Annotated in this window: 23 protein-coding genes, 2 tRNA genes and 1 pseudogene; 16 read left to right on the forward strand and 10 right to left on the reverse strand. The window is 65.0% G+C overall.

What is annotated here, in order from left to right; genetic code table 11:
• Positions 1–36 precede the first annotated feature (36 nt).
• From glmM to phoR, 8 genes are all read left to right on the forward strand, one after another.
• Positions 37–1,392, forward strand: coding sequence for a phosphoglucosamine mutase (gene glmM, locus JYG37_RS08355; protein WP_050015213.1), 1,356 nt, complete (start codon positions 37–39; stop codon positions 1,390–1,392).
• 454 nt (positions 1,393–1,846) lie between these two features.
• Positions 1,847–2,881, forward strand: a complete 1,035-nt coding sequence (pstS, locus tag JYG37_RS08360; RefSeq protein ID WP_050015215.1) for a phosphate ABC transporter substrate-binding protein PstS — start codon at positions 1,847–1,849, stop codon at positions 2,879–2,881.
• A 94-nt stretch (positions 2,882–2,975) separates the two neighbouring features.
• Positions 2,976–3,962 (forward strand): phosphate ABC transporter permease PstC, encoded by a 987-nt coding sequence (gene pstC / locus JYG37_RS08365; RefSeq protein ID WP_213346010.1) that lies wholly within the window; start codon positions 2,976–2,978, stop codon positions 3,960–3,962.
• On the forward strand, positions 3,959–4,852 hold the full coding sequence (gene pstA, locus JYG37_RS08370) for a phosphate ABC transporter permease PstA (protein ID WP_050015219.1): 894 nt from the start codon (positions 3,959–3,961) through the stop codon (positions 4,850–4,852). Before pstC ends, pstA begins: the two co-directional genes overlap by 4 nt.
• A gap of 15 nt (positions 4,853–4,867) precedes the next feature.
• On the forward strand, positions 4,868–5,716 hold the full coding sequence (gene pstB / locus JYG37_RS08375) for a phosphate ABC transporter ATP-binding protein PstB (protein ID WP_050015221.1): 849 nt from the start codon (positions 4,868–4,870) through the stop codon (positions 5,714–5,716).
• 18 nt (positions 5,717–5,734) lie between these two features.
• Positions 5,735–6,439, forward strand: a complete 705-nt coding sequence (gene phoU / locus JYG37_RS08380; protein ID WP_006476334.1) for a phosphate signaling complex protein PhoU — start codon at positions 5,735–5,737, stop codon at positions 6,437–6,439.
• 29 nt (positions 6,440–6,468) lie between these two features.
• Positions 6,469–7,170, forward strand: a complete 702-nt coding sequence (gene phoB, locus JYG37_RS08385) for a phosphate regulon transcriptional regulator PhoB (protein WP_006750313.1) — start codon at positions 6,469–6,471, stop codon at positions 7,168–7,170.
• Positions 7,171–7,226: 56 nt separating this feature from the next.
• The gene (gene phoR / locus JYG37_RS08390) at positions 7,227–8,546 is read left to right on the forward strand and encodes a phosphate regulon sensor histidine kinase PhoR (RefSeq protein WP_124557400.1); all 1,320 of its coding nucleotides are present in this window, start codon (positions 7,227–7,229) and stop codon (positions 8,544–8,546) included.
• 91 nt (positions 8,547–8,637) lie between these two features.
• Here the strand turns inward: phoR and ppk1 are convergent, their stop codons facing one another.
• The gene (gene ppk1 / locus JYG37_RS08395; RefSeq protein ID WP_124654790.1) at positions 8,638–10,701 is read right to left on the reverse strand and encodes a polyphosphate kinase 1; all 2,064 of its coding nucleotides are present in this window, start codon (positions 10,699–10,701) and stop codon (positions 8,638–8,640) included.
• A gap of 279 nt (positions 10,702–10,980) precedes the next feature.
• Between ppk1 and ppx the strand changes: the two genes are divergently transcribed.
• The gene (ppx, locus tag JYG37_RS08400; protein WP_050015227.1) at positions 10,981–12,495 is read left to right on the forward strand and encodes an exopolyphosphatase; all 1,515 of its coding nucleotides are present in this window, start codon (positions 10,981–10,983) and stop codon (positions 12,493–12,495) included.
• Between the two features lie 124 nt (positions 12,496–12,619).
• Here the strand turns inward: ppx and JYG37_RS08405 are convergent, their stop codons facing one another.
• Together JYG37_RS08405 and JYG37_RS08410 are read right to left on the reverse strand one after the other, a co-directional pair.
• A complete protein-coding gene (locus JYG37_RS08405; RefSeq protein ID WP_124594928.1) occupies positions 12,620–13,054 on the reverse strand; it encodes a hypothetical protein in 435 nt (144 codons plus the stop codon).
• Positions 13,055–13,262: 208 nt separating this feature from the next.
• Positions 13,263–13,339, reverse strand: a tRNA-Pro gene (locus JYG37_RS08410).
• Between the two features lie 161 nt (positions 13,340–13,500).
• Here JYG37_RS08410 and sixA point away from each other — a divergent pair.
• On the forward strand, positions 13,501–13,962 hold the full coding sequence (sixA, locus tag JYG37_RS08415) for a phosphohistidine phosphatase SixA (RefSeq protein WP_185625079.1): 462 nt from the start codon (positions 13,501–13,503) through the stop codon (positions 13,960–13,962).
• A 170-nt stretch (positions 13,963–14,132) separates the two neighbouring features.
• Positions 14,133–14,939, forward strand: a complete 807-nt coding sequence (locus tag JYG37_RS08425) for a GNAT family N-acetyltransferase (protein ID WP_050013659.1) — start codon at positions 14,133–14,135, stop codon at positions 14,937–14,939.
• Positions 14,940–15,141: 202 nt separating this feature from the next.
• Here the strand turns inward: JYG37_RS08425 and JYG37_RS08430 are convergent, their stop codons facing one another.
• A complete protein-coding gene (locus JYG37_RS08430; protein WP_006476323.1) occupies positions 15,142–15,312 on the reverse strand; it encodes a hypothetical protein in 171 nt (56 codons plus the stop codon).
• A gap of 136 nt (positions 15,313–15,448) precedes the next feature.
• On the opposite strand from JYG37_RS08430, the gene JYG37_RS08435 reads away from it, so the two are divergent.
• Positions 15,449–15,625, forward strand: a complete 177-nt coding sequence (locus JYG37_RS08435; protein WP_089467143.1) for a hypothetical protein — start codon at positions 15,449–15,451, stop codon at positions 15,623–15,625.
• 19 nt (positions 15,626–15,644) lie between these two features.
• Here the strand turns inward: JYG37_RS08435 and JYG37_RS08440 are convergent, their stop codons facing one another.
• The 5 genes and pseudogenes from JYG37_RS08440 to JYG37_RS08460 form a co-directional block, all read right to left on the reverse strand.
• Complete coding sequence (locus tag JYG37_RS08440; RefSeq protein WP_124640438.1) at positions 15,645–17,024, reverse strand: MATE family efflux transporter; 1,380 nt, start codon at positions 17,022–17,024, stop codon at positions 15,645–15,647.
• A 10-nt stretch (positions 17,025–17,034) separates the two neighbouring features.
• Positions 17,035–17,358 carry a DUF2288 domain-containing protein gene (locus tag JYG37_RS08445; protein ID WP_124630008.1) on the reverse strand — a complete coding sequence of 108 codons (324 nt, stop codon included), beginning with the start codon at positions 17,356–17,358 and terminating at the stop codon, positions 17,035–17,037.
• An 86-nt stretch (positions 17,359–17,444) separates the two neighbouring features.
• A pseudogene (locus JYG37_RS08450) lies at positions 17,445–17,717 on the reverse strand (AMP-dependent synthetase); the annotation flags it as partial.
• 367 nt (positions 17,718–18,084) lie between these two features.
• Positions 18,085–18,786 carry a peptidoglycan DD-metalloendopeptidase family protein gene (locus JYG37_RS08455; protein WP_006476318.1) on the reverse strand — a complete coding sequence of 234 codons (702 nt, stop codon included), beginning with the start codon at positions 18,784–18,786 and terminating at the stop codon, positions 18,085–18,087.
• 131 nt (positions 18,787–18,917) lie between these two features.
• On the reverse strand, positions 18,918–19,829 hold the full coding sequence (locus tag JYG37_RS08460) for an aldose epimerase family protein (protein ID WP_124630009.1): 912 nt from the start codon (positions 19,827–19,829) through the stop codon (positions 18,918–18,920).
• 480 nt (positions 19,830–20,309) lie between these two features.
• Here JYG37_RS08460 and JYG37_RS08465 point away from each other — a divergent pair, with 480 nt between their 5' ends.
• Entirely contained in the window at positions 20,310–21,140 is an 831-nt protein-coding gene (locus JYG37_RS08465; RefSeq protein ID WP_050013665.1) for an undecaprenyl-diphosphate phosphatase, read from the forward strand.
• 181 nt (positions 21,141–21,321) lie between these two features.
• Positions 21,322–21,398: transfer RNA gene (locus JYG37_RS08470), tRNA-Arg, on the forward strand.
• Between the two features lie 217 nt (positions 21,399–21,615).
• Here the strand turns inward: JYG37_RS08470 and JYG37_RS08475 are convergent.
• The gene (locus JYG37_RS08475; protein WP_213346011.1) at positions 21,616–22,041 is read right to left on the reverse strand and encodes a hypothetical protein; all 426 of its coding nucleotides are present in this window, start codon (positions 22,039–22,041) and stop codon (positions 21,616–21,618) included.
• Positions 22,042–22,136: 95 nt separating this feature from the next.
• Between JYG37_RS08475 and JYG37_RS08480 the strand changes: the two genes are divergently transcribed.
• Entirely contained in the window at positions 22,137–23,516 is a 1,380-nt protein-coding gene (locus tag JYG37_RS08480) for a hypothetical protein (RefSeq protein WP_249746034.1), read from the forward strand.
• Positions 23,517–23,630: 114 nt separating this feature from the next.
• Positions 23,631–24,008 carry a DUF3592 domain-containing protein gene (locus tag JYG37_RS08485; protein WP_213346012.1) on the forward strand — a complete coding sequence of 126 codons (378 nt, stop codon included), beginning with the start codon at positions 23,631–23,633 and terminating at the stop codon, positions 24,006–24,008.
• Positions 24,009–24,022: the final 14 nt, after the last annotated feature.

Consider the following 24,022-nt stretch of genomic DNA (forward strand, 5'->3'; position numbering starts at 1 on the left):
AGTCAGAAAGACGAAAGACGAAGGAGGAAGGACCCCATGGGACGTCGATATTTCGGCACGGACGGCATTCGCGGCACGGTGGGCGAAGCGCCCATCACGCCGGACTTCGTGTTGCGCCTCGGCTATGCGGCCGGCAAGGTACTGGCCGGCTCGGCCGACGTCGCGGCGGGCTCGCGTCCGACCGTGTTGATCGGCAAGGACACGCGCGTATCGGGCTACATGCTCGAAGCCGCGCTCGAGGCCGGATTCTCGGCGGCCGGCGTCGACGTGATGCTGGCCGGCCCGATGCCGACGCCCGGCGTCGCGTATCTGACGCGGGCGCTGCGTCTGTCGGCCGGTGTCGTGATCAGCGCGTCGCACAACCCGTATCACGACAACGGGATCAAGTTTTTCTCGGCTGACGGCAACAAGCTGCCCGACGACACCGAAGCCGCGATCGAAGCATGGCTCGACAAGCCGCTCGAATGCGCGGCGTCCGACGGGCTCGGCAAGGCGCGCCGCCTCGACGACGCCGCGGGCCGCTACATCGAATTCTGCAAGAGCACGTTCCCGGCTGCGTTCAACTTGCGCGGGCTGAAGCTCGTGATCGATTGTGCGCACGGCGCCGCGTACCAGATCGCGCCGCACGTGTTCCACGAGCTCGGCGCTGACGTGATTCCGATCGGCGTCGCGCCGAACGGCTTCAACATCAACGACGGCGTCGGCGCGACCGCGCCCGACGCGCTGGTGCGCGCGGTGCGGGCGAACCATGCCGATCTCGGCATCGCGCTCGACGGCGACGCCGATCGTCTGCAGGTCGTGGACGCGACCGGTCGCCTGTACAACGGCGACGAGCTGCTCTACGTGCTCGTGAAGGACCGGATCGCGACCGACGGCAAGGTCGAAGGCGCGGTCGGCACGCTGATGACGAACCTTGCCGTCGAAGTCGCGCTGCAGCGCGAGGGCGTGAAGTTCGTCCGTGCGGCGGTCGGCGACCGCTACGTGCTCGAGCAGTTGCGCGAGCACGGCTGGCAGCTCGGCGCGGAAGGGTCGGGCCACATCCTGTCGCTCGACCGGCACTCGACCGGCGACGGCATCGTGTCGGCGCTGCTCGTGCTGGCCGCGCTCAAGCGCAGCGGCCGCACCCTTGCGCAGGTGCTCGACGGCGTCACGCTGTTCCCGCAGAAGCTGATCAACGTGCGGATGAAACCCGGCGCCGACTGGAAGGGCAGCGCGTCGATTCGTGCGGCGATCGATGCCGCCGAAGCCGCGCTCGCCGGCAGCGGCCGCGTGCTGATCCGCGCATCGGGCACGGAGCCCGTGCTGCGCGTGATGGTCGAAGCACGGCAGGCGGCCGATGCGGTGCGCCATGCGGAGACGATCGCCGACGCGGTGCGCGCGGCGACGGCCTGACGGGGGCGCGGGCGGGGGGGGGGGGGGGGGGGGGGGCCCCCCCCCCCGCGCCCTGGCTCCCGACGAATGTGTGTGCGGCGCCCTCGGGCGCCGTCGTTTTTGTCAGACGCAAAGGTTTGCGTTACCTAATAGAAGCAGGCTTCGGTAAACGCATCCCTTCCATCGAATCCGGCATCAGACCCCGAATCAGACTTCCGGCCGAACCGGGCTTCCCGTCCGTCCGACGCCGCGCTACGATGCGCTCGCACGCCGTTGAAACGGCGTTCATCCCCTCCCTTCGAGCCAGGCAATTCTTGCCGCCAGCGCCGCTCCCGCACCCCGACGCGCGCCCCGATATTCCCTTTCAACCAGTCATGTTACTGTCACGCCAGTTTCATCGATTGTCACATTACCGTCATGAGCAGCCCCTAACCTTCGCGGTGCCGTAGTCATCCGCTCACACACTGGAGGTCTCATGAAATTGATGCAAACCGCGATTGCCGGCCTGGCTGGCGCGCTTTTCGCCGTCGCCGCTCAAGCTGCCGACATCACGGGCGCAGGCAGCACGTTCGCGATGCCGATCTATACGAAATGGGCTGCCGACTACCAGCAGTCCGGCGGCGCGAAGGTCAACTACCAAGGCATCGGCTCGTCGGGCGGCCTGAAGCAGATCAACGCGAAGACGGTCGATTTTGCCGGTTCGGACGCGCCGCTGAAGGACGAAGATCTCGCGAAGGAAGGCCTGTTCCAGTTCCCGACGGTGGTCGGCGGTGTGGTGCCGGTCGTCAACGTGCCGGGCGTGAAGGCCGGCGAACTGACGCTGTCGGGCCCGGTGCTCGGCGACATCTACCTCGGCAAGATCAAGAAGTGGAACGACCCGGCGATCGCCGCGCTGAACCCGAAGGTCAAGCTGCCGGATACGGACATCGCCGTGGTCCGCCGCGCCGACGGCTCGGGCACGAGCTTCATCTGGACGAACTACCTGTCGAAGGTCAACGACGAGTGGAAGTCGAAGATCGGCGAAGGCACGACGGTCAACTGGCCGACGGGCACGGGCGGCAAGGGCAACGACGGCGTCGCGGCCTTCGTGCAGCGTCTGCCGGGCGCGATCGGCTACGTCGAGTGGGCGTACGCGAAGAAGAACAACATGACCTACACTGCGCTGAAGAATTCGACGGGCACGGTGGTCGAGCCGAAGACGGAAACGTTCAAGGCCGCAGCAGCCGGCGCGAACTGGTCGAAGTCGTTCTACCAGATCCTGACGAACCAGCCGGGCAAGGACGCGTGGCCGGTCGTCGGCGCGACGTTCGTGCTGCTGCACGCGAAGCAGGACAAGCCGGAGCAGGGCGCGGAAACGCTGAAGTTCTTCAGCTGGGCGTTCAAGAACGGCGAGAAGGCTGCCGACAGCCTCGACTACATCTCGCTGCCGGCGACGGTCGAGACGGAAATCCGCAAGCAGTGGAAGACGAAGGTGACGGACGCTTCGGGCAAGCCGGTCGCCGCCGAGTAAGCCATCCAGCGGTTCGCTGCCCGGCCGTGCCGGTCGGGCAGTGTGTGCGGTAAAGCCGGGCGTTACGGCGCCCGGCGATCAAAAGCAGGCACCCATGTCTGATATTTCATACCCGTCCTCCCGATCGCCCGACCGTGCGCAGCAGCGCGCGCCGAGCCGTCTCGGGGATGTCCTGTTCGGCGGCCTTGCGCGGCTCGCCGCGATCGTGACCCTGCTGCTGCTCGGCGGGATCATCATTTCCCTGATCATTGCGTCGCTGCCGACCATCCAGAAGTTCGGCCTCGGCTTCCTGTGGCAATCCGAGTGGGATCCCAACTCGGACATCTACGGCGCACTCGTGCCGATCTACGGCACGATCGCGACGTCGATCATTGCACTCGTCATCGCGGTGCCGGTCAGTTTCGGCATCGCGCTGTTCCTCACCGAGCTCGCGCCCGTGTGGCTGCGCCGTCCGCTCGGCATCGCGATCGAGCTGCTCGCCGCGATTCCGTCGATCGTGTACGGCATGTGGGGGCTGCTCGTGTTCGCGCCGATCTTCGCCGAATACTTCCAGAAGCCCATCGGCCGGCTGCTCAAGGACGTGTGGGTGCTCGGCCCGCTGACGTCCGGCGCGCCGATCGGCATCGGCATCCTCGCGGCCGGCGTGATTCTCGCGATCATGATCATCCCGTACATCGCGTCGGTGATGCGCGACGTGTTCGAGGTCACGCCGGTGCTGCTGAAGGAATCGGCATACGGGATCGGCTGCACGACCTGGGAAGTGATGTGGAAGGTCGTGCTGCCCTATACGAAGACCGGCGTGATCGGCGGCGTGATGCTCGGCCTCGGCCGCGCGCTCGGCGAAACGATGGCCGTGACCTTCGTGATCGGCAACACGAACCTGCTCGACAGCGTGTCGCTGTTCGCGCCGGGCAACAGCATCACGTCGGCGCTCGCGAACGAATTCGCGGAAGCGCAGCCGGGCCTGCACACGTCCGCGCTGATGGAGCTCGGCCTGATCCTGTTCGTGATCACGTTCATCGTGCTGTCCATCTCCAAACTGCTGCTGCTTCGTCTCGAGAAGGGAGAGGGCAAGAAATGAGCGAGCCCATCATGAATTTCCCGGGGCCGAGCGGCGCCGCGCTCGACGCGATGCGCAACCGCCTGCAGCGCAAGCGCAAGGTCGTCAACGCGATCGCGCTCACCGCGTCGCTCGGCGCGATGGCCTTCGGCCTGCTGTGGCTCGTGTGGATTCTCTACACGACGGTGCACCTCGGCGTCGGCGGCCTGTCGCTGCAACTGTTCACCGAATCGACGCCGGCGCCGAACACGGAAGGCGGCGGTCTCGCGAACGCGATCGTCGGCAGCCTGCTGCTGTGCGGCTTCGGCACGCTGGTCGGCACGCCGATCGGCATCCTCGCGGGCGTCTATCTCGCCGAATACGGGCAGAAGAACCTGCTGGCGAGCACGATCCGCTTCATCAACGACATCCTGCTGTCCGCGCCGTCGATCGTGATCGGCCTGTTCGTGTACGCGATCGTCGTCGCGAAGTCGGGGCGCTTCTCCGGTTGGGCCGGCGTGATCGCGCTGGCGCTGCTGCAGATCCCGATCGTGATCCGCACGACCGAGAACATGCTGAAGCTCGTGCCGAACGCGCTGCGCGAAGCGGCCGTCGCGCTCGGCACGCCGAAGTGGCGCATGGTGCTGAAGATCACGCTGCGCGCGTCGGTCGGCGGGATCGTGACGGGCGTGCTGCTCGCGGTCGCGCGGATCGCCGGCGAAACGGCGCCGCTGCTGTTTACCGCGCTGTCGAACCAGTTCTTCTCGGTCGACATGAGCCAGCCGATGGCGAACCTGCCGGTCACGATCTACAAGTTCGCGATGAGCCCGTTCGCGGAATGGCAGTCGCTCGCATGGGCGGGCGTGTTCCTGATTACGCTCGGGGTGCTCGGACTGAACGTCCTGGCGCGCTCGATCTTCTCGAAAAAGTAACGGCGGAGCAATCCGATGAATATGGCAGAAAGCCACCTGAATCCCGTCGAGCGCACCGCTGCGCCCGCCGGCACGCAAGACGCGGCGCACGGCCGTCCGCTCGCGCCGCTGAACGCGAAGATCGAGGTCAACAACCTCAATTTCTTCTACAACAAGTTCCACGCGCTGAAGAACATCAACCTGCGCATTCCCGAAGGGAAGGTGACGGCGTTCATCGGCCCGTCGGGCTGCGGCAAGTCGACGCTGCTGCGCACGTTCAACAAGATGTTCGCGCTCTATCCGGAGCAGCGCGCCGAAGGCGAAATCCTGATGGACGGCGAGAACCTGCTGACGACGAAGCGCGACATCTCGCTGCTGCGCGCGCGGATCGGCATGGTGTTCCAGAAGCCGACCCCGTTCCCGATGTCGATCTACGACAACATCGCGTTCGGCGTGAAGATGTTCGAAAAGCTCACGCGCTCGGAAATGGACGACCGTGTCGAGTGGGCGCTCACGAAGGCCGCGCTGTGGAACGAAGTGAAGGACAAGCTGGGCCAGAGCGGCTACGGGCTGTCGGGCGGCCAGCAGCAGCGTCTGTGCATCGCGCGCGGCATCGCGATCCGTCCGGAAGTGCTGCTGCTCGACGAACCGTGCTCGGCGCTCGACCCGATCTCGACGGGCCGCATCGAAGAGCTGATCGCGGAGCTGAAGAGCGACTACACGGTCGTGATCGTCACGCACAACATGCAGCAGGCCGCACGCTGCTCGGATTACACGGCCTACATGTACCTGGGCGAGCTGATCGAGTTCGGCGACACCGAAAAGATCTTCATCAAGCCGGTGCGCAAGGAAACGGAAGACTACATCACCGGCCGCTTCGGCTGATGACGGAGAACAACAACCATGTCGGATAAACATCTGTCGAGCCAGTTCGACGCGGACCTGAATGCCGTGTCGTCGAAAGTGCTGGAAATGGGCGGACTCGTCGAATCGCAGATCGTCGGCGCGATGCGCGCGCTGAACGAGTTCGATCGCGATACGGCCGAGAAGGTGATCGCGGCCGAGGAAACGCTGAACGCGATGGAAGTGGACATCGACCAGGAATGCGGCAACATCATCGCGCGGAGGCAGCCTGCCGCGCGCGACCTGCGTCTTTTGATGTCGATTTCGAAAACGATTACGAACCTCGAGCGCGCCGGCGACGAAGCCGAGAAGATCGCCAAGCGTGTGCGCCGCCTGGTCGACGAGCCGGCCGCACGCGCGGTCAACATCGCCGAGATCAAGGTGTCGGGCGAGATGGCCGTGACGATCCTGCGCCGCGCGCTCGACGCGTTCGCGCGCCTCGACACGGTGGCTGCCGCGCAGATCGTCAAGGACGACAAGGAAATCGACATGGAATTCCGCGCGTTCGTGCGCAAGCTCGTGTCGTACATGCAGGAAGATCCGCGCACGATCTCGGTGGGCCTCGATTATCTCTTCATCGCGAAGGCGATCGAACGGATCGGCGACCACGCGAAGAACATCGCCGAATTCATCATCTACATCGTGAAGGGCACCGACGTGCGGCACCAGCCGCGCGACACGCTCGATCGCGAAGCCAACAGTTAATCGACTCCATAGGAAGAACAGAGGTGCCGATGCCCAGCAACATTCTCGTCGTTGAAGATGAGCCCGCGATTTCCGAACTGATCTCGGTGAATCTCCAGCACGCCGGTCACTGCCCGATCCGCGCGTACAACGCCGAACAGGCGCAGAACCTGATCAGCGACGTGCTGCCCGATCTCGTGCTGCTCGACTGGATGCTGCCGGGCAAGTCCGGCATCGCGTTCGCGCGCGACCTGCGCAACAACGAACGGACCAAGCACATCCCGATCATCATGCTCACCGCGCGCGGCGACGAGCAGGACAAGGTGCTCGGCCTCGAAATCGGCGCGGACGACTACGTGACGAAGCCGTTCTCGCCGAAGGAACTGATGGCGCGCATCAAGGCGGTGCTGCGCCGCCGCGCGCCGCAGCTGACCGAGGACGTCGTGTCGATCAACGGGCTGCGCCTCGACCCGGCCACGCATCGCGTCGCCGCACACGGGGACGGCAGCGAGATCAAGCTCGATCTCGGCCCGACCGAGTTTCGCCTGCTGCATTTCTTCATGACGCATCCGGAGCGCGTGCACAGCCGCACGCAACTGCTCGACCAGGTGTGGGGCGACCACGTGTTCGTCGAGGAGCGCACCGTCGACGTGCACATCAAACGATTGCGCGCGGCCTTGAAACCGGCCGGCTGCGATGCGATGATCGAAACCGTGCGCGGCAGCGGCTACCGCCTCGCCAAGCACGCGTAACGTATTCGGGCATGCCGCGTGCCGCGGCTGCCGCTCCTTCTTTCGGACGCTGAATCATGAACATCATCTGGGCGCGCTTCCTGGTGTCGCTCGTGCTGCTCGTGCTGATCGGCGTGCTGGTCGGCGTGTTCGCCGGCCCGACCGCGGGCCTTGTGTTCGTGGTCGTGATGCTGGTCGCGCAGGGCTTTTTCAGCACCTTCCATACGCAGCGTCTGTGGCGCCTGCTCGATGCGCCCGTCTACGGCGAAGTGCCGAGCGCGCCGGGCATCTGGGGCGAGATCTACTATCGGCTGCACAAGCTCGCGAAGCAGTGGCATGCGCAGGTGCGACAGGTCGAGCAGCAGCATTCGCGTTTCATCCAGGCGATCCAGGCCTCGCCGAACGGCGTCGCGATGCTCGACGACCACGACCAGATCGAGTGGTGCAACGCGATCGCCGAAGTCCATTTCGGCCTCGATGCGAAGCGCGACCTGCGCCAGCACATCACGAACCTGGTGCGTCATCCCGATTTCGTCCGCTACCTCAATGCGCAGCATTACGAGGACACGCTGCTGATGCGCGGCATGGGCGACTCGCGGCAGAACGTGCTGGCCGTGCAGGTGTTTCCGTACGGCGAGAACCGCAAGCTGCTGCTCACGCAGGACATCACCGAGCTCGAGCGCACCGACGCGATGCGGCGCGACTTCGTCGCGAACGTGTCGCACGAGCTGAAGACGCCGCTCACCGTGCTGTCGGGCTTCCTCGAGACGATGCGCGAGCTGCCGCTGAACGAGGAGGACCGCGCGCGCTATCTCGACATGATGGAGCAGCAGGCGTCGCGGATGCGGCACATCGTGACCGACCTGCTGGTGCTCGCGAAGCTGGAAGGCGAGAGCAAGCCGCCGGTCGATCACGCGATCGACATGCGTGCGGTGTTCGACCATCTGAAGGAAGATGCGCACACGCTGTCGAACGGGCATCACGACATCGCGTTCTCGATCGACGAGACGCTCGGCGTCACCGGTGCGCAGACGGAGTTGTTCAGCGCGTTCGCGAATCTCGTCACGAACGCGATCCGCTATACGCCGGACGGCGGCAAGATCGTCGTGTCGTGGCGGCGCGAGGGCGCACAGGGCGTGTTTTCCGTCACGGACAGCGGCTTCGGGATTCCGGCCGCCGATCTGCCACGGCTCACCGAGCGCTTCTACCGTGTCGATCGCAGCCGGTCGCGCGACACCGGCGGCACGGGCCTCGGGCTCGCGATCGTCAAGCACGTGCTGCAGCGGCACGATGCGCATCTGTACGTGCAGAGCGAGGAAGGGCGCGGCAGTACGTTCACCGCGCGGTTCCCGGGCTCGCGCATCATCGCGATCCGGCCGGCCGCTTACGAAGCATGATCGCGTAGCGGTTCGGTGTTCGAAAAAAAGCAGCCCGAGGGCTGCTTTTTTCATGGCGAAGCGGCGGCGCGACTCGTATCGCACCGACGGCTCACGAACAGAACTTCGCGAGCAGCCCGAGTTGCGCGTTGCGGATCGTCTTGCCGGTGCGGCGCCGGCGATAGTGACCGTCGCTGTGCATCTGCCATGCCGACTGGTTGTCGCCGAGGCACACCGACAGCCCTTCGGCGATCACGCGCCGCTTGAGCTTGCGCTCGCGGATCGGGAACGCGACTTCGACCCGGCGGAACAGGTTGCGGTCCATCCAGTCGGCGCTCGACAGATAGACGTCCTCGGCGCCGCCCGCATGGAAATAGTAGATGCGGTGGTGTTCGAGGAAGCGGCCGACGATCGAGCGCACCGTGATGTTTTCCGATAGTCCCGGCACGCCGGGCTTCAGCGCGCAGACGCCGCGCACGATCAGGTCGACCTTGACGCCGGCCTGCGACGCTTCGTACAGCGCGGCGATCACCGACGGCTCCAGTAGCGCGTTCATTTTCGCGACGATGCGCGCGCGCTTGCCGGCCTGCGCATTGTCGATCTCCGCGCGGATCGAATCGATGATGCGCGGATGCAGCGTGAACGGCGACTGCCATAGCTCGTGCAGCGTCAGTTCGCCGCCGATCCCGGTCAGTTGCTGGAATACGTGATGCACGTCCTCGCAGATCTTCTGGTCGGCCGTCATCAGCCCGAAGTCGGTGTAGAGGCGTGCGGTGCGCGGATGGTAGTTGCCGGTGCCGAGGTGCACGTAGCGGCGCAGCGACGCCTTGCCGGCCTGCACGACGCGCCGCACGATCAGCATCATCTTCGCGTGGCACTTGTGGCCGACCACGCCGTACACGACATGCGCGCCGACGGCTTCGAGCTGCGACGCCCAGTTGATGTTGGTTTCCTCGTCGAAGCGCGCGAGCAGCTCGACGACGACGGTCACTTCCTTGCCGTTGCGCGCGGCTTCCATCAGCGCGTCCATCAGCGGCGAGTCGGTGCCGGTGCGGTAGATCGTCTGTTTGATCGCGACGACGCTGGGGTCCTTCGCGGCCTGCTGCAGCAGTTCGAGCACGGGCTGGAAGCTCTCGTACGGGTGGTGCAGCAGGAGGTCGCCGGCGTCGATCGCGTCGAACATCGTCGGCGCGTTGGCGATTGCCGACGGCGTCGACGCGGTGAACGGCGCGAACTTCAGGTCGGGGCGATCGACGAGATCGGGAATCTGCATCAGCCGCACGAGGTTCACGGAGCCGGCCACGCGATAGCAGTCCTTGTCGCCGAGTTCGCTTTCCTCGAGCAGGCGCCGCACGATGTGCAGCGGCGTGTCGGCCGACACTTCGAGGCGTACCGCGTTGCCGAGGTGGCGCGCGGGCAACTCGCCCTGCAGCGCGACACGCAGGTTGGTGATTTCGTCTTCGTCGACGAACAGCTCGCTGTTGCGCGTGATGCGGAACTGGTTGCAGCTCTTCACGACGAGTTGCGGGAAGAGTTCGCCGACGAAGCGCTGCATGAACGAGCTCAACAGCACGAAGCCGTGCTCGAAACCCGACAGCGCATGCGGCATGCGCACCACGCGCGGCAGTGCACGCGGCGCCTGCACGATCCCCATCACGGCCTGGCGGCCGAATGCGTCGCGGCCTTCGAGCTCGACGACGAAGTTCAGGCTCTTGTTCAGCACGCGCGGGAATGGGTGGGCCGGATCGAGGCCGATCGGCGTCAGTACGGGCAGCAGTTCGTCGAGGAAGTAGCGTCGCGCCCATTCGAGCTGCTCGTCGTTCCACGTGTCGCTCGCATGGAAGTAGATGCCTTCCTGTTCGAGCGCCGGCAGCACGGTTTCGTGCAGCATCGTGTACTGTCGATGCACGAGCCGCTGCGCGCGTTCGACGACGAGATCGTACGCGTGCTGCAACGACATGCCGTCGGGCGTCAGCGCGCCGGGGTTGTCGCGGATCTGCTCCTGCAGGCCGGCCATCCGGACTTCGAAGAATTCGTCGAGGTTGCTGCTGGTGATGCAGATGAAGCGCAGGCGCTCGAGCAACGGGACTTGCGGGTCGGCCGCCTGGGCCAGCACGCGCTCGTTGAAACCGAGGATGCCGAGTTCACGATTGAGAAGCGGGTAACGGACGGACATCGGCAGAGTAGGGGATGATTCAGGCGATGATTCGAAAGGACGCTCGGAAACTCTCACGGTACGATGACGTGCTGATGACAATCATGGTTTTATATCGGGAAATTCTACGCCCGAACCCTTTCGTCGCATAAATGTTTCGGCTATATGGAATGAAGCAGTGTGCATGCCCGTGAAGCGTGGCAACGGCAAGCGTTCCACGCTTAAAATGTCGCCTTTGATTGATCGCCCGCGGTTGCCGGCACGGCTGCCGCGAAAGAACGCGCACGGAGCCCCCTTCTGATGGTTACAACTCCCCACTTGCTGGCTGCCGTGGATCTCGGCTCGAACAGCTTCCGGCTGATCGTCGGGCGCGTCGAGGAAACGCCGGCGGGCAGCCAGATCTATCCCGTCGACGCGCTGCGCGAGCCGGTTCGGCTGGCGGCGGGGCTGTCGAGCGACAAGATGCTCGATCGCGCGTCGCAGGAGCGTGGCTGGGAGGCGCTCAAGCGGTTCGGCGAGCGCCTGCGCGACTTCCATCCCGATCATGTGCGCGCGGTGGCGACCAACACGCTGCGCGTCGCGAAGAACGCCCCCGAATTCCTCGGCGAGGCCGAGGCGGCGCTCGGGTTCCCGATCGAAGTAATCGCGGGCCGCGAAGAGGCGCGCCTCATCTATGCGGGCGCCGCGCACTCGGTGCCGGCGAGCGCCGGCAAGCGGCTCGTCGTCGACATCGGCGGCGGCTCGACCGAATTCATCATCGGCTCGCACTACACGCCGATCGTGATGGAGAGCCTCTATATCGGCTGCGTGAGCCATAGTCGCACCTTCTTCCCGGCCGGCAACGTCGACGAATACACGATGCGGCAGGCCGAGCTCGCGGCCAAGCGCGAGATCCAGATCATTTCGAGCGAATACAAGAAGGCCGGCTGGGACCAGGCGATCGGTTCGTCCGGCACCGCGCGCGCGCTCGCGGAGCTCGTCGAGGCGAACGGCTTCAACGATCCGGGCATCACGCACGGCATTTCGCGCGGCGGCCTCGAGCGGTTGAAGCGTGCGCTGATCAAGTCGGAGAACGTCAACCGGCTGAAGCTGATCGCGCTGAAGCCCGACCGCGTGCCGGTGCTCGCGGGCGGCCTCGCGATCATGCTGGCGGTGTTCGAGGAGCTGGGCGTCGACTACGTCGATACGACCGACGGCGCGCTGCGCCTCGGCGTGCTGTACGACTTGCTCGGCCGGACGCAGCACGAGGACATGCGCGCGGTGACCGTCGAGGGGTTCACGCGCCGCTACGGCGTCGATCGTGCGCAGGCCGGGCGGATCGGCGCGCTCGCGGTGCGTTTCTACGACGAGCTCGAGGAAGACGACGAGGAAGCGCGCGAGGAAGGGCGGATGTTCCTCGGCTGGGCGGCCGCGTTGCACGAAATCGGCCTGTCGATCTCGCACAGCGCGTATCACAAGCATTCGGCCTATATCGCGAGCAACGCGGACATGCCGGGTTTCTCGCGCACCGACCAGGCGCGGCTCGCCGCGCTCGTGCTCGGCCATGCGGGCAAGCTCGGCAAGCTGTCGCAGGCGCGCGAGGTGGAGTGGCCGCTGCTGTTCTGCCTGCGGCTCGCGGCGCTGCTGTGCCGGCGCCGGACCGATGCGGGGCTGCCCGACATTTCCGTTTCGCAGATGAAGAAGGGCGGGTACGAGGTGCGTCTGCCGAGCGCCTGGGTCGAGCAGAACCCGCTGACCGACTACAGCCTCAGTCAGGAGGCGGCGGAGTGGGAGAAGGTCGGTATCCCGTATCGCGTGGTTTATACCGGCGCGTGACAGGGCGATGGCGGGGCCGGGAGGGGGTTCCGGGCTGCGGGGGATGCGCCGCGCTGGCGGCACCCGTCGGACGCCGCGCCCTACGATCGTTACGGGTCGCGCAGCGCGGGTGCTGACGGTCCGCTCAATCCGACGAGCAGACAATCGCGGTCAGGAACGGGAACGCCTGTTTGACGGTTGCGTCGCTGCCGGCCTTGCGCACGGCTTCCTCGACCGCGCTCTTCGTGCCGCGCACGACGACACCGTACGCCCAGTCGCCGATCGGCTTGCCGTCGCCCGGACGGAAGATCGGGTCGCTCGCCTGGTAGCCGAGCACGACGTAGACGCCGAAGCCGTACGCCGTCAGCGCGCGGTTCGTGCGGAACGCATTGACCGAATTCGATTCGACGTGCATCGGCTCCGACTGGATGTCGCCGGCCGCGAGCAGCGGCGCGACGAACTTGTGGCCGGTCGAATGGCAATCGAGCGCGTCGTCGAGCGCTTTCGCCGACGCGGTGCCGGCGGTGGCGAGCATGAGCAGCGACGCGCAGAGGGCTGGCTTGAGAATGTTGTTTTTCATGCGCGGTTGCAGGTTGTTCACACGTATTATCGCGTGTTCCAGCAAGTTCCGTGCGCGAGGCGGGAGATGCGCAGGCGTGGCGGGTGGTTCGTGGTTGGCTGCATTGCAGCTAGCCGTGAAAACGAGTGGGCGATTCAAGGGCTCGTAAAAATCACCCGTAAACGGAAAAGGGGTTACACGCTTTTGGCATGTAACCCCTTGATTCCTTTGGTCGGAGCGATAGGATTCGAACCTACGACCCTCTGATCCCAAATCAGATGCGCTACCAGGCTGCGCTACGCTCCGACGAGCCAAAGATAATAACGTCGAATGGCCGATCCGGTCAATCACGATATGCGGGTAAATGTCGCGACCGCGAACCGCCCGCGATTTGCGACAATTCCCATGATGATCGGCCGGCCCGAGCGCATGCGCGCGCGGCCGCTCGCCGAAGCAAGGAGAACATCATGATGAATCTGATCCTGTGGCGCCACGCCGAAGCCGAAGACTACGCGGCGAGCGATCTCGCGCGCCAGCTGACCGTGCGCGGCCGCAAGGACGCGCAGGCAATGGCCAAATGGCTGCGCGGCCGGCTGGAGACGAATACCGTGATCCTCGCGAGCCCGGCGGCGCGCACCGTGCAGACCGTCGAGGCGCTGACCGACCAGTACCGGACCGTCGACGCACTCGCGCCGGGCGGCAGCGTCGACGATGTGCTCGCGGCGGCCGGCTGGCCGGAAGGCATCGCGCCGACGGTCGTGATCGTCGGCCACCAGCCGACGCTCGGCAGCGTCGCCGCGCAATTGATCGTCGGCGGCGACGACAGCTGGAGCGTCAAGAAGGGCGGAATCGTGTGGCTCGCGAGCCGCACGCGCGACGCCAGCCGGCAGGCCGTGCTGCGCGCGGTGCTGACGCCCGAACTGGTGTGAAGCCCGCCTGAATGGGTTTGAAGGGATTGATCGTACGGTTTCGCAAGCTTTCTGCTAAAGTCAATTCGGCGACACGTCATTGAAAAGACACGGTCGTGCCACATAACGGTCACGGCCGGTTACTACATTGGCGGGCATGTCGTCCTATTCCTTACGATCAGGAAAGCCTAATGCGAGAACTGCCGACGCCTACGCTCCCTTTTGCCTCGCTGCCCCTCGACATGTCGCGGCGCCACCTGCCGCGCGCCAGTGAAACCGTCACATCGGAGTATCGCCTGCGCGCCGCATGGGCGCGTACGGAAGACGAATTGCGCGAAGCCCAGCGCCTGCGCTACAGCGTGTTCGCCGAAGAGATGGGCGCGCAGGTCAGCGGCCCGTCCGGTCTCGATGTCGATCCGTTCGACGCGTATTGCGACCACCTGCTGGTCCGCGATCTCGACACGCTGAAAGTCGTCGGCACGTACCGCGTGCTGCCGCCGCACCAGGCGGCACGTGTCGGCCGCCTCTACGCCGAAGGCGAATTCGACCTGTCGCGCCTCACGCATCTGCGCGGCAAGATGGTCGAGGTCGGCCGCTCGTGCGTGCACAGCGACTACCGCAGCGGCGCCGTCATCATGGCGCTGTGGGGCGGCCTGGGCGCGTACATGATGCAGAACGGCTACGAAACGATGCTGGGCTGCGCGAGCGTGTCGATGGCCGACGGCGGCCACTACGCGGCCAACCTGTACCAGTCGCTGTCGGCCGGCTCGCTGACGGCGCCCGAGTATCGCGCGTTCCCGCACACGGCCCTGCCGGTCGACGAACTGCAGACGGGCACCGCCGTCGCGCCGCCGCCGCTGATCAAGGGTTACCTGCGTCTCGGTGCGAAGATTTGCGGCGCACCGGCCTGGGATCCCGACTTCAACTGCGCGGATTTCCTGACGCTGTTCCGCCTGTCGGACATCAACGCGCGCTACGCACGCCACTTCCTGGGCTGAGCGGTCTGAACCGTATCGCGCCCCTGAGGCGCGGCGCACGCAAGCGAACGCCGTCGCGTGGCAAGTGCTGCGCGACGGCGTTCGTGTATCTGGCGCATGTATATGTATCGGCCCTGATAATTTCAGCGATACGCGACGCTCATCGTGCCGCGGTGCGGCACGTTCGCGACGGCCCGGGGAGGGCCGAGCAGCAGCGACGCGCTCAGTGCTTGCGCCGCCAGTCGAGCAGATGGTGTTCCGCCATCCAGTGGTGGATCATCCCTTCGCCTTCGTGGCTGCGCTTGTATTCGCGCGACTCGAAGTACGACAGCGCGACGAGTACCATCAGACCGATGAACAGGCCGATCAGGCCCGCAATTTCTTCAGACGACATGGCAGCCTCCTTTCAACGGCACAGCGCCATGCGTACATAGTAGGACATGTGCGGCGCAACCCCGAAACCGGATTTCCGCTAGACTCGGCGCGGTCCCGGCGTGCGATGGGCGCGCCGTTTTCCGGAGCTCTACCTGATGACCCGTTTCATGCTGGCCGTGCTGGCCGCATCCCTCCTTGCCGCCTGCAGCAGCGATCCTCGCCAGGCGCGCCGCGGCCACCCACCGGAAGATCCTGCCGACTATCACGGCGTGCCGACCGACATGACGCCGCCGTCGATGCTCGACGCGCCGTCGCCGAAGCCGGTGCAGTAACGCTCGGCCGCGCTCGCCGTCACGCGCGGGTCGCGGACGCGGCCTGCGGGTCCGCACCAATGCGCCGCAACAGCGCCGGCAGGTAGCGCGCGAGCGTCGCGCCGCGCGCGGCCATGAACAGGAGCAGCGCAAACCAGAGGCCGTGATTGCCGAATGTGCCGACGGCGGCGAGCGTGGCCGCGATGAAGATCGACAACGACACGACCATCGCGCGCATCAGCGATTGCGTCTGCGTCGCGCCGATGAACACGCCGTCGAGCAGGAAACCCCAGACCGACACGATCGGCGAGATCGCGGCCCACGGCAGGTAGCGCAGCGCGACGGCGCGGATCTCGACCTGATCGGTCAGGCGCGCGACGATCCAGCCGCCCGCCGCCCAGTAAACGAGCGCGAACAGCAGCGCGCCAAGTGCCGACCAGAACAGCGTGACGCGCACGGCTTGCCGGAATGCGCGGCGATCGCGCGCGCCGGCCGCCGCGCCGACGAGCGCCTCGGCCGCATGCGCGAAGCCGTCGAGGCCGTACGCCATGAAGGTCTGGAAATTCAGCAGCAGTGCATTCGCTGCGAGCGTCGCGTCGCCCTGTTTCGCGCCGAGATGCGCGAACCAGCCGAACGCGCCGAGCAGGCACAGCGTGCGCAGGAAGATGTCGCGATTGAGCGCGATCAGCCGCTTGAGCGCGACGCGGTCGGCAAGCGCACGTGCCGCGAGCGGGGCCAAGCCGCGCGGCCGCAGCCGCCACAGCATCCACGCGCCGAGCGCGAAGCCGCATGCGTCCGCGGTGGCGGTCGCCGCGCCGATACCCGCGATGCCCCAGCCGAAGCCGTACACGTAGAGCAGCACGGCGGCGATGTTCACCGCGTTGATGAACACCTGCGCGACGAGCGCGAGCCGGACGCGCTGCATGCCGAGCAGGTAGCCGAGCACCACGTAGTTCGCGAGCGCGAACGGTGCGCTCCAGATCCGTGCGTGGCTGTATGCGAGCGCCGTCGCGCGGACCGCATCGCTGCCGCCGAGCGCGGACAGCGCGAACGACAGCAGCGGCACCTGCAGCGCCAGCACCGCGGCGCCGAGCGCGAACGCGACGATCAGCGCGCGCAGCAGGTTCAGGCGGATCCCGGCGGCGTCGCCGGCACCATGCGCCTGCGCGACGAGCCCGGTCGTCCCCATCCGCAGGAAGCCGAAGCCCCAGAACACGAAATTGAAGAACAGCCCGCCGAGCGCGACGCCGCCGAGATATTGCGCGCCGTCGAGGTGGCCGGCGACGGCCGTGTCGACGGCGCCGAGGATCGGTTGGGTCAGGTTCGCGACGACGATCGGAAACGCGAGCGCGAGGACGCGCCGATGCGTGACGGCGGCCGCGGCGCCGCCGTCCCCGTGCGGTAACGCGGAGTCGGACATGGCGGACGCGTCAGGCGCGTTCCTGCACGCAGACCCACGGCGAGACGACGACCGCCCACAGCTCCGGATTGCGCGCCGCGTAGTCGGCGGCGGTCTCGGCCGGCATGCGCGCGACGAGGCCGGACGACAGCCAGCGCGTGACCTGTTCGGCGTCGTCGCTGGCGACGGCTTCCGCGACGCTGACGAGATCGAGGTCGCGTGAGATCGACAGCAGCTTGCCCTGCGCGAAGAAGCGCTCGAGATCGCACCAGTCGATCTTGGCGGTCTCGCCGAGGAGTTTGGCGTAGAGCGGGCTGTGCGACGCGCCCGCGGCGGCGTGTTGATCAGAGGACATCGGTTTCTTGGAAAGACTGCGTGGCGCCACTATAAACCATCCGGCCGGGCGGGCCGCTCACGCGTCGCGCAGCGCGCTCCATGCCCAGTCGGCGGGCGTCGCGCGCGAAAGGTACCGATCCGGTCGCCGCGCCGCAGGCCGGCACGCGCAAAGCTGTTCGCGAGCCGGTTAGAGGCATTCCTCAGGTCGTCGAGCGTGACGCGGAAAACGCCGCCTTGCGTCGTTTCGTGGATCAGCGCGAGGCGCGCGTTGCCGTCTGCCCATTTGTCGCACACGTCCACGCCGATGTTGTAGCGCGCCGGAATGCCCCACTGGAAGCGGGAGAGGCGCGCGTCGTAGCAGTCGGCGGCGGGCAGCATCGGGCGGTCTCCTGGTGTCGAGCGTGGCGTCGGGTGAACGGCTTACATCAGGAATTCACGCAGACGAATCCACAATGGTGTTTCCTGATAGGGAATGTTCGGACTCGTCCAATAGGCGAGGCTCAGTGCACGATTCCACAATGACGCATAAGATCAAGACAAAACAGTGGTGTGACCATGGATTTGCTTCTGATAGCTGCGGGGTTCAGCCTGATTGGAATCGGGGTGCTGGTGGTGTTTGCTCGTCACGTCGATCCGTTGTCCGGCCGTTTCACCGGACGTCTGCGCAAGCGCTGACTCGATTTTTTCCGTTTTCGACGCGACGGCACGCGATGCGCGCCGGCGTCGCGTGTCGTCTGTCGTGCGCTCAGCGCGCCGGCAGGTAGCGTGACGGATCGATCGAGCGGCCGCCATAGCGCAGCTCGAAATGCAGCGCGACGCGATCGCTGTCGCTGTTGCCCATCTCCGCGATCGATTGCCCTTGCGTGACCGACTGGCCTTCCTTCACCAGCAGCGCGCGGTTGTGCGCGTAGGCCGTCAGGTAATCGGCGTTGTGCTTCAGGATGATCAGGTTGCCGTAGCCGCGCAGCCCGTTACCGGCGTAGACCACGACACCCGGCGCGGCCGCGACCACCGGCGTGCCCGGCGAATTCGCGATGTCGATGCCCTTCGATTTCGAGCCGTCGAACGTGCGCACCACGTTGCCGGCCGCCGGCCAGATCAGCGCGATGCTCGTGGCCGGCTTCACGGCCGATTCGACCGGCGCGGAAGGGGCCGGCCGCGCGCGGCCCGCGCTGCCGGTGCCGGTGGTCGACGGCGTCGACGCGGTGGTCGTGCCGGGCGGCGGTGCGACGCGCAGCACCTGGCCGACTTCGATCGCGTCGGGGTTCGTCATCTGGTTCCAGCGCACGATGCTCTGTACCGACGTGCGGTTGTCGCGCGCGATCTTGTACAGCGTGTCGCCACGCTCGACGCGATAGAACCCGGGGCCGACGGGCGCGGAGCCGCACGCGACGAGCAGGGCGGCGCAGGCGGCTGCGAAGAGTCGCTTCGTTGTTGTTCCGAACATTGAACCTCGCAAAACCCCGCCGCGCATGACGCGGCAGGCAACACAAAACGTCAGATTTTAACGGGTTCGACCCGCGCACTGCAGTTTCGGTCGCGGGTGCGGCTGCCGCGCCCGGTTCGGTGCGTGTCGAATCAGCCGGCGAGCGGCGCGACGCGGATCCGCAGCGTGGCCGTTTCGGTCGCGCCCGGCCCGAGCATGCGCAGCCCGCGGCCGTTGTGGATCGCATCGGGCAGGCCGAGCCACGGTTCGACGCAATAGAAATCCGAATCCGGCTTTTCGGTCCACGTCGTGACCGCGTACCACGGGATCGAGCCCGGCACGTCCAGCGCGATCTCGATCGTGCGGCGGCGGCCCGGCATCACGATGCGCACCGGCGCCAACGGCTGGCCGTCGAGGCAGTGAAACCGATCGAGGATATCCGGATCGTCGAGGCGATAACGGGCCTGGCCCGGTTCGGGCTGGCTGATCGAGCCGTCCGCGCGCTGTTGGCAACGGTGCGTCGGCGGCAGCTCGAGGACGGTGTCGGCCCGCTCGCCGTGCGGCAGCGCGAAATAGAAATGGTGGCCGGCGTAATAGGGCAGCGGCGTGTCGCCGCGATTGGTCGTCGTCAGCGCGACGTCCAGCGTATGCGCGTCGGCTAGCCGGTAGGTCGTTTCGAAGCGGAAATCGAACGGGTAGCTCGCGCGTAGCGTATCGTTCGCGTCGAGCGTCATCGACAGCGCGGCGCCGTCGGCCGACGGGTGCGCGTCGAACGGCAGATCGCGCGCGAAACCGTGCATCGGCAGGTCGCGGACGACGCCGGCTGCGTCGCGCCAGCGGCCGATCTCGCCGTCGACGCGGTGGCGGCCGAGGAACGGGAACAGCAGCGGATTGCCGCCGCGCACGCGTGCGAGGTTGCTCCAGTCGGCGGTTTCCGGCCAGAAGATCACCGGTTCGCCATCGACGTGCCAGGACAGCAGGCGGCCGCCGAATTGCGGGGCGACCCGGACGAGCGACGGGCCGGCGTGAAGTTCGTGAATGTCGTGTTGCTGGAAGATCGGCATGGCGAATCGGGTTGGGCGGGGTGACGGGAGCAACGGGCGTTCCATTATCGGGCCGCGGCCGGTCGGGGAAAACCCTTCTCGGGAAATTGCGAGTTTTTAACACGGTCGACCGTCGGGATAATGCCTCTAAACCGGTGATGTTGCCGGGTCATGACACTTCGTGGAGGGGGCCATGGATCTGGCAATGGCAATGGGAATCGCACTGTTCGGCATGTTTACCGGCAGCACGGTATTATTTTTCTATCAGCTCGGCCGCTGACGGCAATTCCTGCCGAAGTCGACAGGCCCGCCATGCAAATGGCGGGCTTTTTGCTTTCTGCGCGCTTACAAATTGCAAGTGTTTGTGTGCAGCGCCGCAATATCCTGCCAAATGCCTTGGCGCAGTAATCCTGGCTCGGCATAATCGGGGCGCGTTTTTCAGGACGCGCATCGCGTCGTCCGCCTTCCTTCCCGCTTAATCTTCACTAAAAGGACCGACGCGTGAGCCTCTGGTTTCTGGTATTCCTGAGCGTCCTGCAGGGCGTTACCGAACTCTTCCCCGTCAGCAGCCTTGGCCATACGCTGCTCGTGCCGGCGCTGTTCGGCATGCACATCGACAAGCACGCGCCGCAACTGCTGCCATTCCTCGTCGCGCTCCATCTCGGCACCGCGCTGGCGCTGCTGTGGTACTTCCGCGCGCGCTGGATCGCGCTGATCGGCGGCTTCTTCGCGCAGCTCGGCGGCCGCAAGAACGACGACGGGCACCTGATGTGGGCGCTGATCATCGGCACGATCCCGACCGGCATCGTCGGGCTGCTGCTCGAGAAGCGAATCGAGCGCGTGTTTCACGATCTGCGGATCGTCGCGATCGCGTTGATCGTCAACGGCGTGTTGCTGTGGGTCGGCGATCGCATCCAGCGCAGCCGCGCGCATCAGCCGCCCGAGAAGATGACGTTCAAGCAGGCGTTCTTCGTGGGCCTCGCGCAGATCGGCGCGTTGATTCCGGGCTTCTCGCGCAGCGGGCTGACGATGATTGCCGGCAACGTGGCCGGGCTGACGGCGGAAAAGGCCGCGGAATTCTCGTTCCTGCTCGGCACGCCGATCATCTTTGCCGCTGGCGTGCTCGAATTGCCGAAGCTGTTCCATGCGCGCGACCAGCTCGCCGATGCGCTGCTCGGCGGCGTGCTGACGGCGATCGCCGCGTACCTGAGCGTGCGGTTCCTGATGCGCTATTTCGAAGGGCGCGGCCGGCTCGCGTCATTCGGCGTGTATTGCGTGATCGCCGGCGTGTTCTGCCTCGGCTGGTTCATGCTGCATCCGCAGCCGGTTTGATGCCGCGGGGGGCCGGTCTCGCGTGATCTGGTGCGATGATCGGGTATAATTTCGGGCTCGGCTTCGTGTCGGGCCCGTTTTGTTTCGGGGGTTTGAGTTTGGCGGTGCGGTCGCTGCCGTGCGTTACTCGAAAGCCCGATGCCGAATACGGTCCGCGAAAGGCCGTGTCTTTTCTCCCCGACCGCCCTTAGCTCAGTTGGATAGAGCAACGGCCTTCTAAGCCGTAGGTCACACGTTCGAATCGTGTAGGGCGGGCCAGTGAAATCAGTATGTTAGCTGATATTTTCACATTCCCCGTCCACTGCCGGCATGCTTATGTAGGCGGCATGTAGGGTTTTGTCGTCAATCAGGATTGCCGCCAATCCATGTGGCTCGGCTATCCTCACTGACAAACGCTCACTTTAATGGTGTCTTACGCTGCAATGCCGAACCGCTCGCACTACAAGATCGAGGCGCGGATGGGCGCAGCTGATCACTAATACCTAAACGATGACGCGGCGGCCTTGGTCGGCGCCGGATCGGGCTCGCCTCTCAACGATTCGATCGCGTCGTGCAGGCCATGGCGAGCATCAATCGCAGGGGATGCGAGGGCGGCCTCTTCGCGCTGGCCGAACGGCGGATAGCTATCGACCGAGTCGGCGCCGGCTTCATGTGCGGCGTGGACAACGTGATCGGGGTACGGCGCGAACGCCTCCCATTCATCGAATTCATCGAATTCATCGAATTCATCGACGTCGGCGGAACGCGGGTCGGCTGCGCTGGGATTCGGCGGGGGAGCGACGGGGGCGTGCCGACGTGTCGGTCGGTCCTTGGTGGCGAGCCAATAGAAACCCACCGCGAACAGGGCGACGAGCGCGATGCCCAGCCCCATCAGCACAAAGGTAGGGGGATCAGAGATCACGGAATCTCCTGAGCGAAGTGCGCCGACGCGGAAATGCATCGACGGAGCGGCCATAGCTGGCCGTGCTCAGGAAGGTGATATGTGGTTGAAAGAAATTGGAATCCAGCACAAGTGCGGGATGCTCGCCGATCGTTAAAAAATTGGTTGATGTGCCAATTGGCAGTGGTGTATGCGAATTGATCGATCGGATCTGCGGTATCGTACACAGGCAACGAGTGGATGCTGATATTTTGTCGTGGGTGTCGCGACATCTGCGCGAAGTAGATCAATTACGCGGAGTAGGGGCATTGTCAGTTGATCAATTGAAACGAATACGCGAGGCGCTTTCGCCGTACGGATTGAAGCTGCTGAAATCTGATTGGCGGGGATGGAATGCTCAATATCGCTTCCGTTGCAGCAACGGCCATGAGGTCAGCCGATCCGGTTCGCATCTGTACTACAACCTCATCGCATGTCCTACCTGCCGTGATGAGGAGTCACTGCGACAGCTTGATCAACTTGCGCGACAGGCCGGTGGGCGTTGTTTGTCCGCCAAATATGCCGGTCGTATGGCGCGCTACCAGTTCGTTTGCCGTGAAGGACACACGTTCGAGAAGACGGCTAGCAACTTGCAGAAGGGATCGTGGTGCGTGTTATGTGCGCGTGCGGAGCATTCAAAGCGGATGTCCGATCCGGACGGGATGAAGCGCTTGCGTGCGGTCGCGCGGAATCGCGGCGGGAAGTGCTTGTCTACGACCTACACTAAGCTTTCAGATCGTTACCGCTTTCGGTGTGCGGAAGGCCACGAGTGGGAGACGGTCGGTTATGAGGTGACGAGGGGTGCGTGGTGCCGAGAATGTGCCAATGCACGGAAGTCGGTAGCGTATCGTCGTGCTGACGGCCTCCAGGCGATGCAGGCCCATGCGTTGAAAGGCGGCGGCATTTGTCTTGCGACCGAGTACATCGGAAACGATGCCTATTACCGGTTTCATTGCGGGCATGGTCACGAATGGGATGCGCAGGGAGCGAAGATCTTTCGAGGATCGTGGTGCCCGAAATGCCAGAACCAGGGCAACGTATATGACATCTCCGATATGCGCCGCTTAGCGAAGGAGCATGGCGGCCGGTGCCTGTCTCGTACCTACAAGAACGCCGCGACGAAACTTGAATGGGCATGCGCACATGGCCATCGCTGGTCGGCAGTGCCGGGGGCAATCGTTGCGGGGAGGTGGTGCCGTGTGTGTGCGTACGACGGCCGGAAGCTAGGGTTGAAGCTGATGCGAACAATCGCAAGGGAGCGCGGCGGTCGATGCGTCTCGAGGGAGTATGTGAACTCCAGCACGAGGCTTGAGTGGGAATGCCATATCGGGCATCGTTGGTTCGCGACGCCGAATACGATCAGAAACGGGCACTGGTGTCGACTGTGCGCCTATCTAGAGATGACGACAAATCCGAAGACCATTCGCAAGCGCCGCCACTTGCCGACCAAGGTCTGATAGCGCACCAGGCGGATAGTCTGGCGTCCAGGTGAGGATGTTTTAGAATTTGGCAGGCTGATACGATCAGCATGGAGCACCCGAATAATTGTAAGGAATGTAAACGAGGGCATCATGTTTAAGGGCATCAGTGCCATTGTGATTGGGGTGGGCCTTCTTGTCGCTGCTGCAATCAGCGCACAGTCGACTAGAGAGTTTCTTCGAACGTCGATTGTGGTACCGGGCCTCGTCGTTAAGCTCAATGCCGGCGGATACCATCCCGAGATTCAATTCACCACCAAGACAGGACAGCAGATTTCGTATCCGCAAGGCGGGATTGTCACGAAAGTGAAGCTCGGTCAGCGGGTGGAGGTGCGCTACCAGGCCGACGATCCTGATGGCAGCGCAACGATGAATGTTTTCGCCGCGATCTGGGATTCAACGATTGTTTTTGCCTTCATGGGTGTGGTTGCGATCGTGTGCGGGGTTATGAATCTGCCGTCACGGACATAACGAGAAGCAGAAGA

The organism is Burkholderia sp. LAS2 (assembly GCF_018417615.1).
Lineage (GTDB): Bacteria > Pseudomonadota > Gammaproteobacteria > Burkholderiales > Burkholderiaceae > Burkholderia > Burkholderia sola.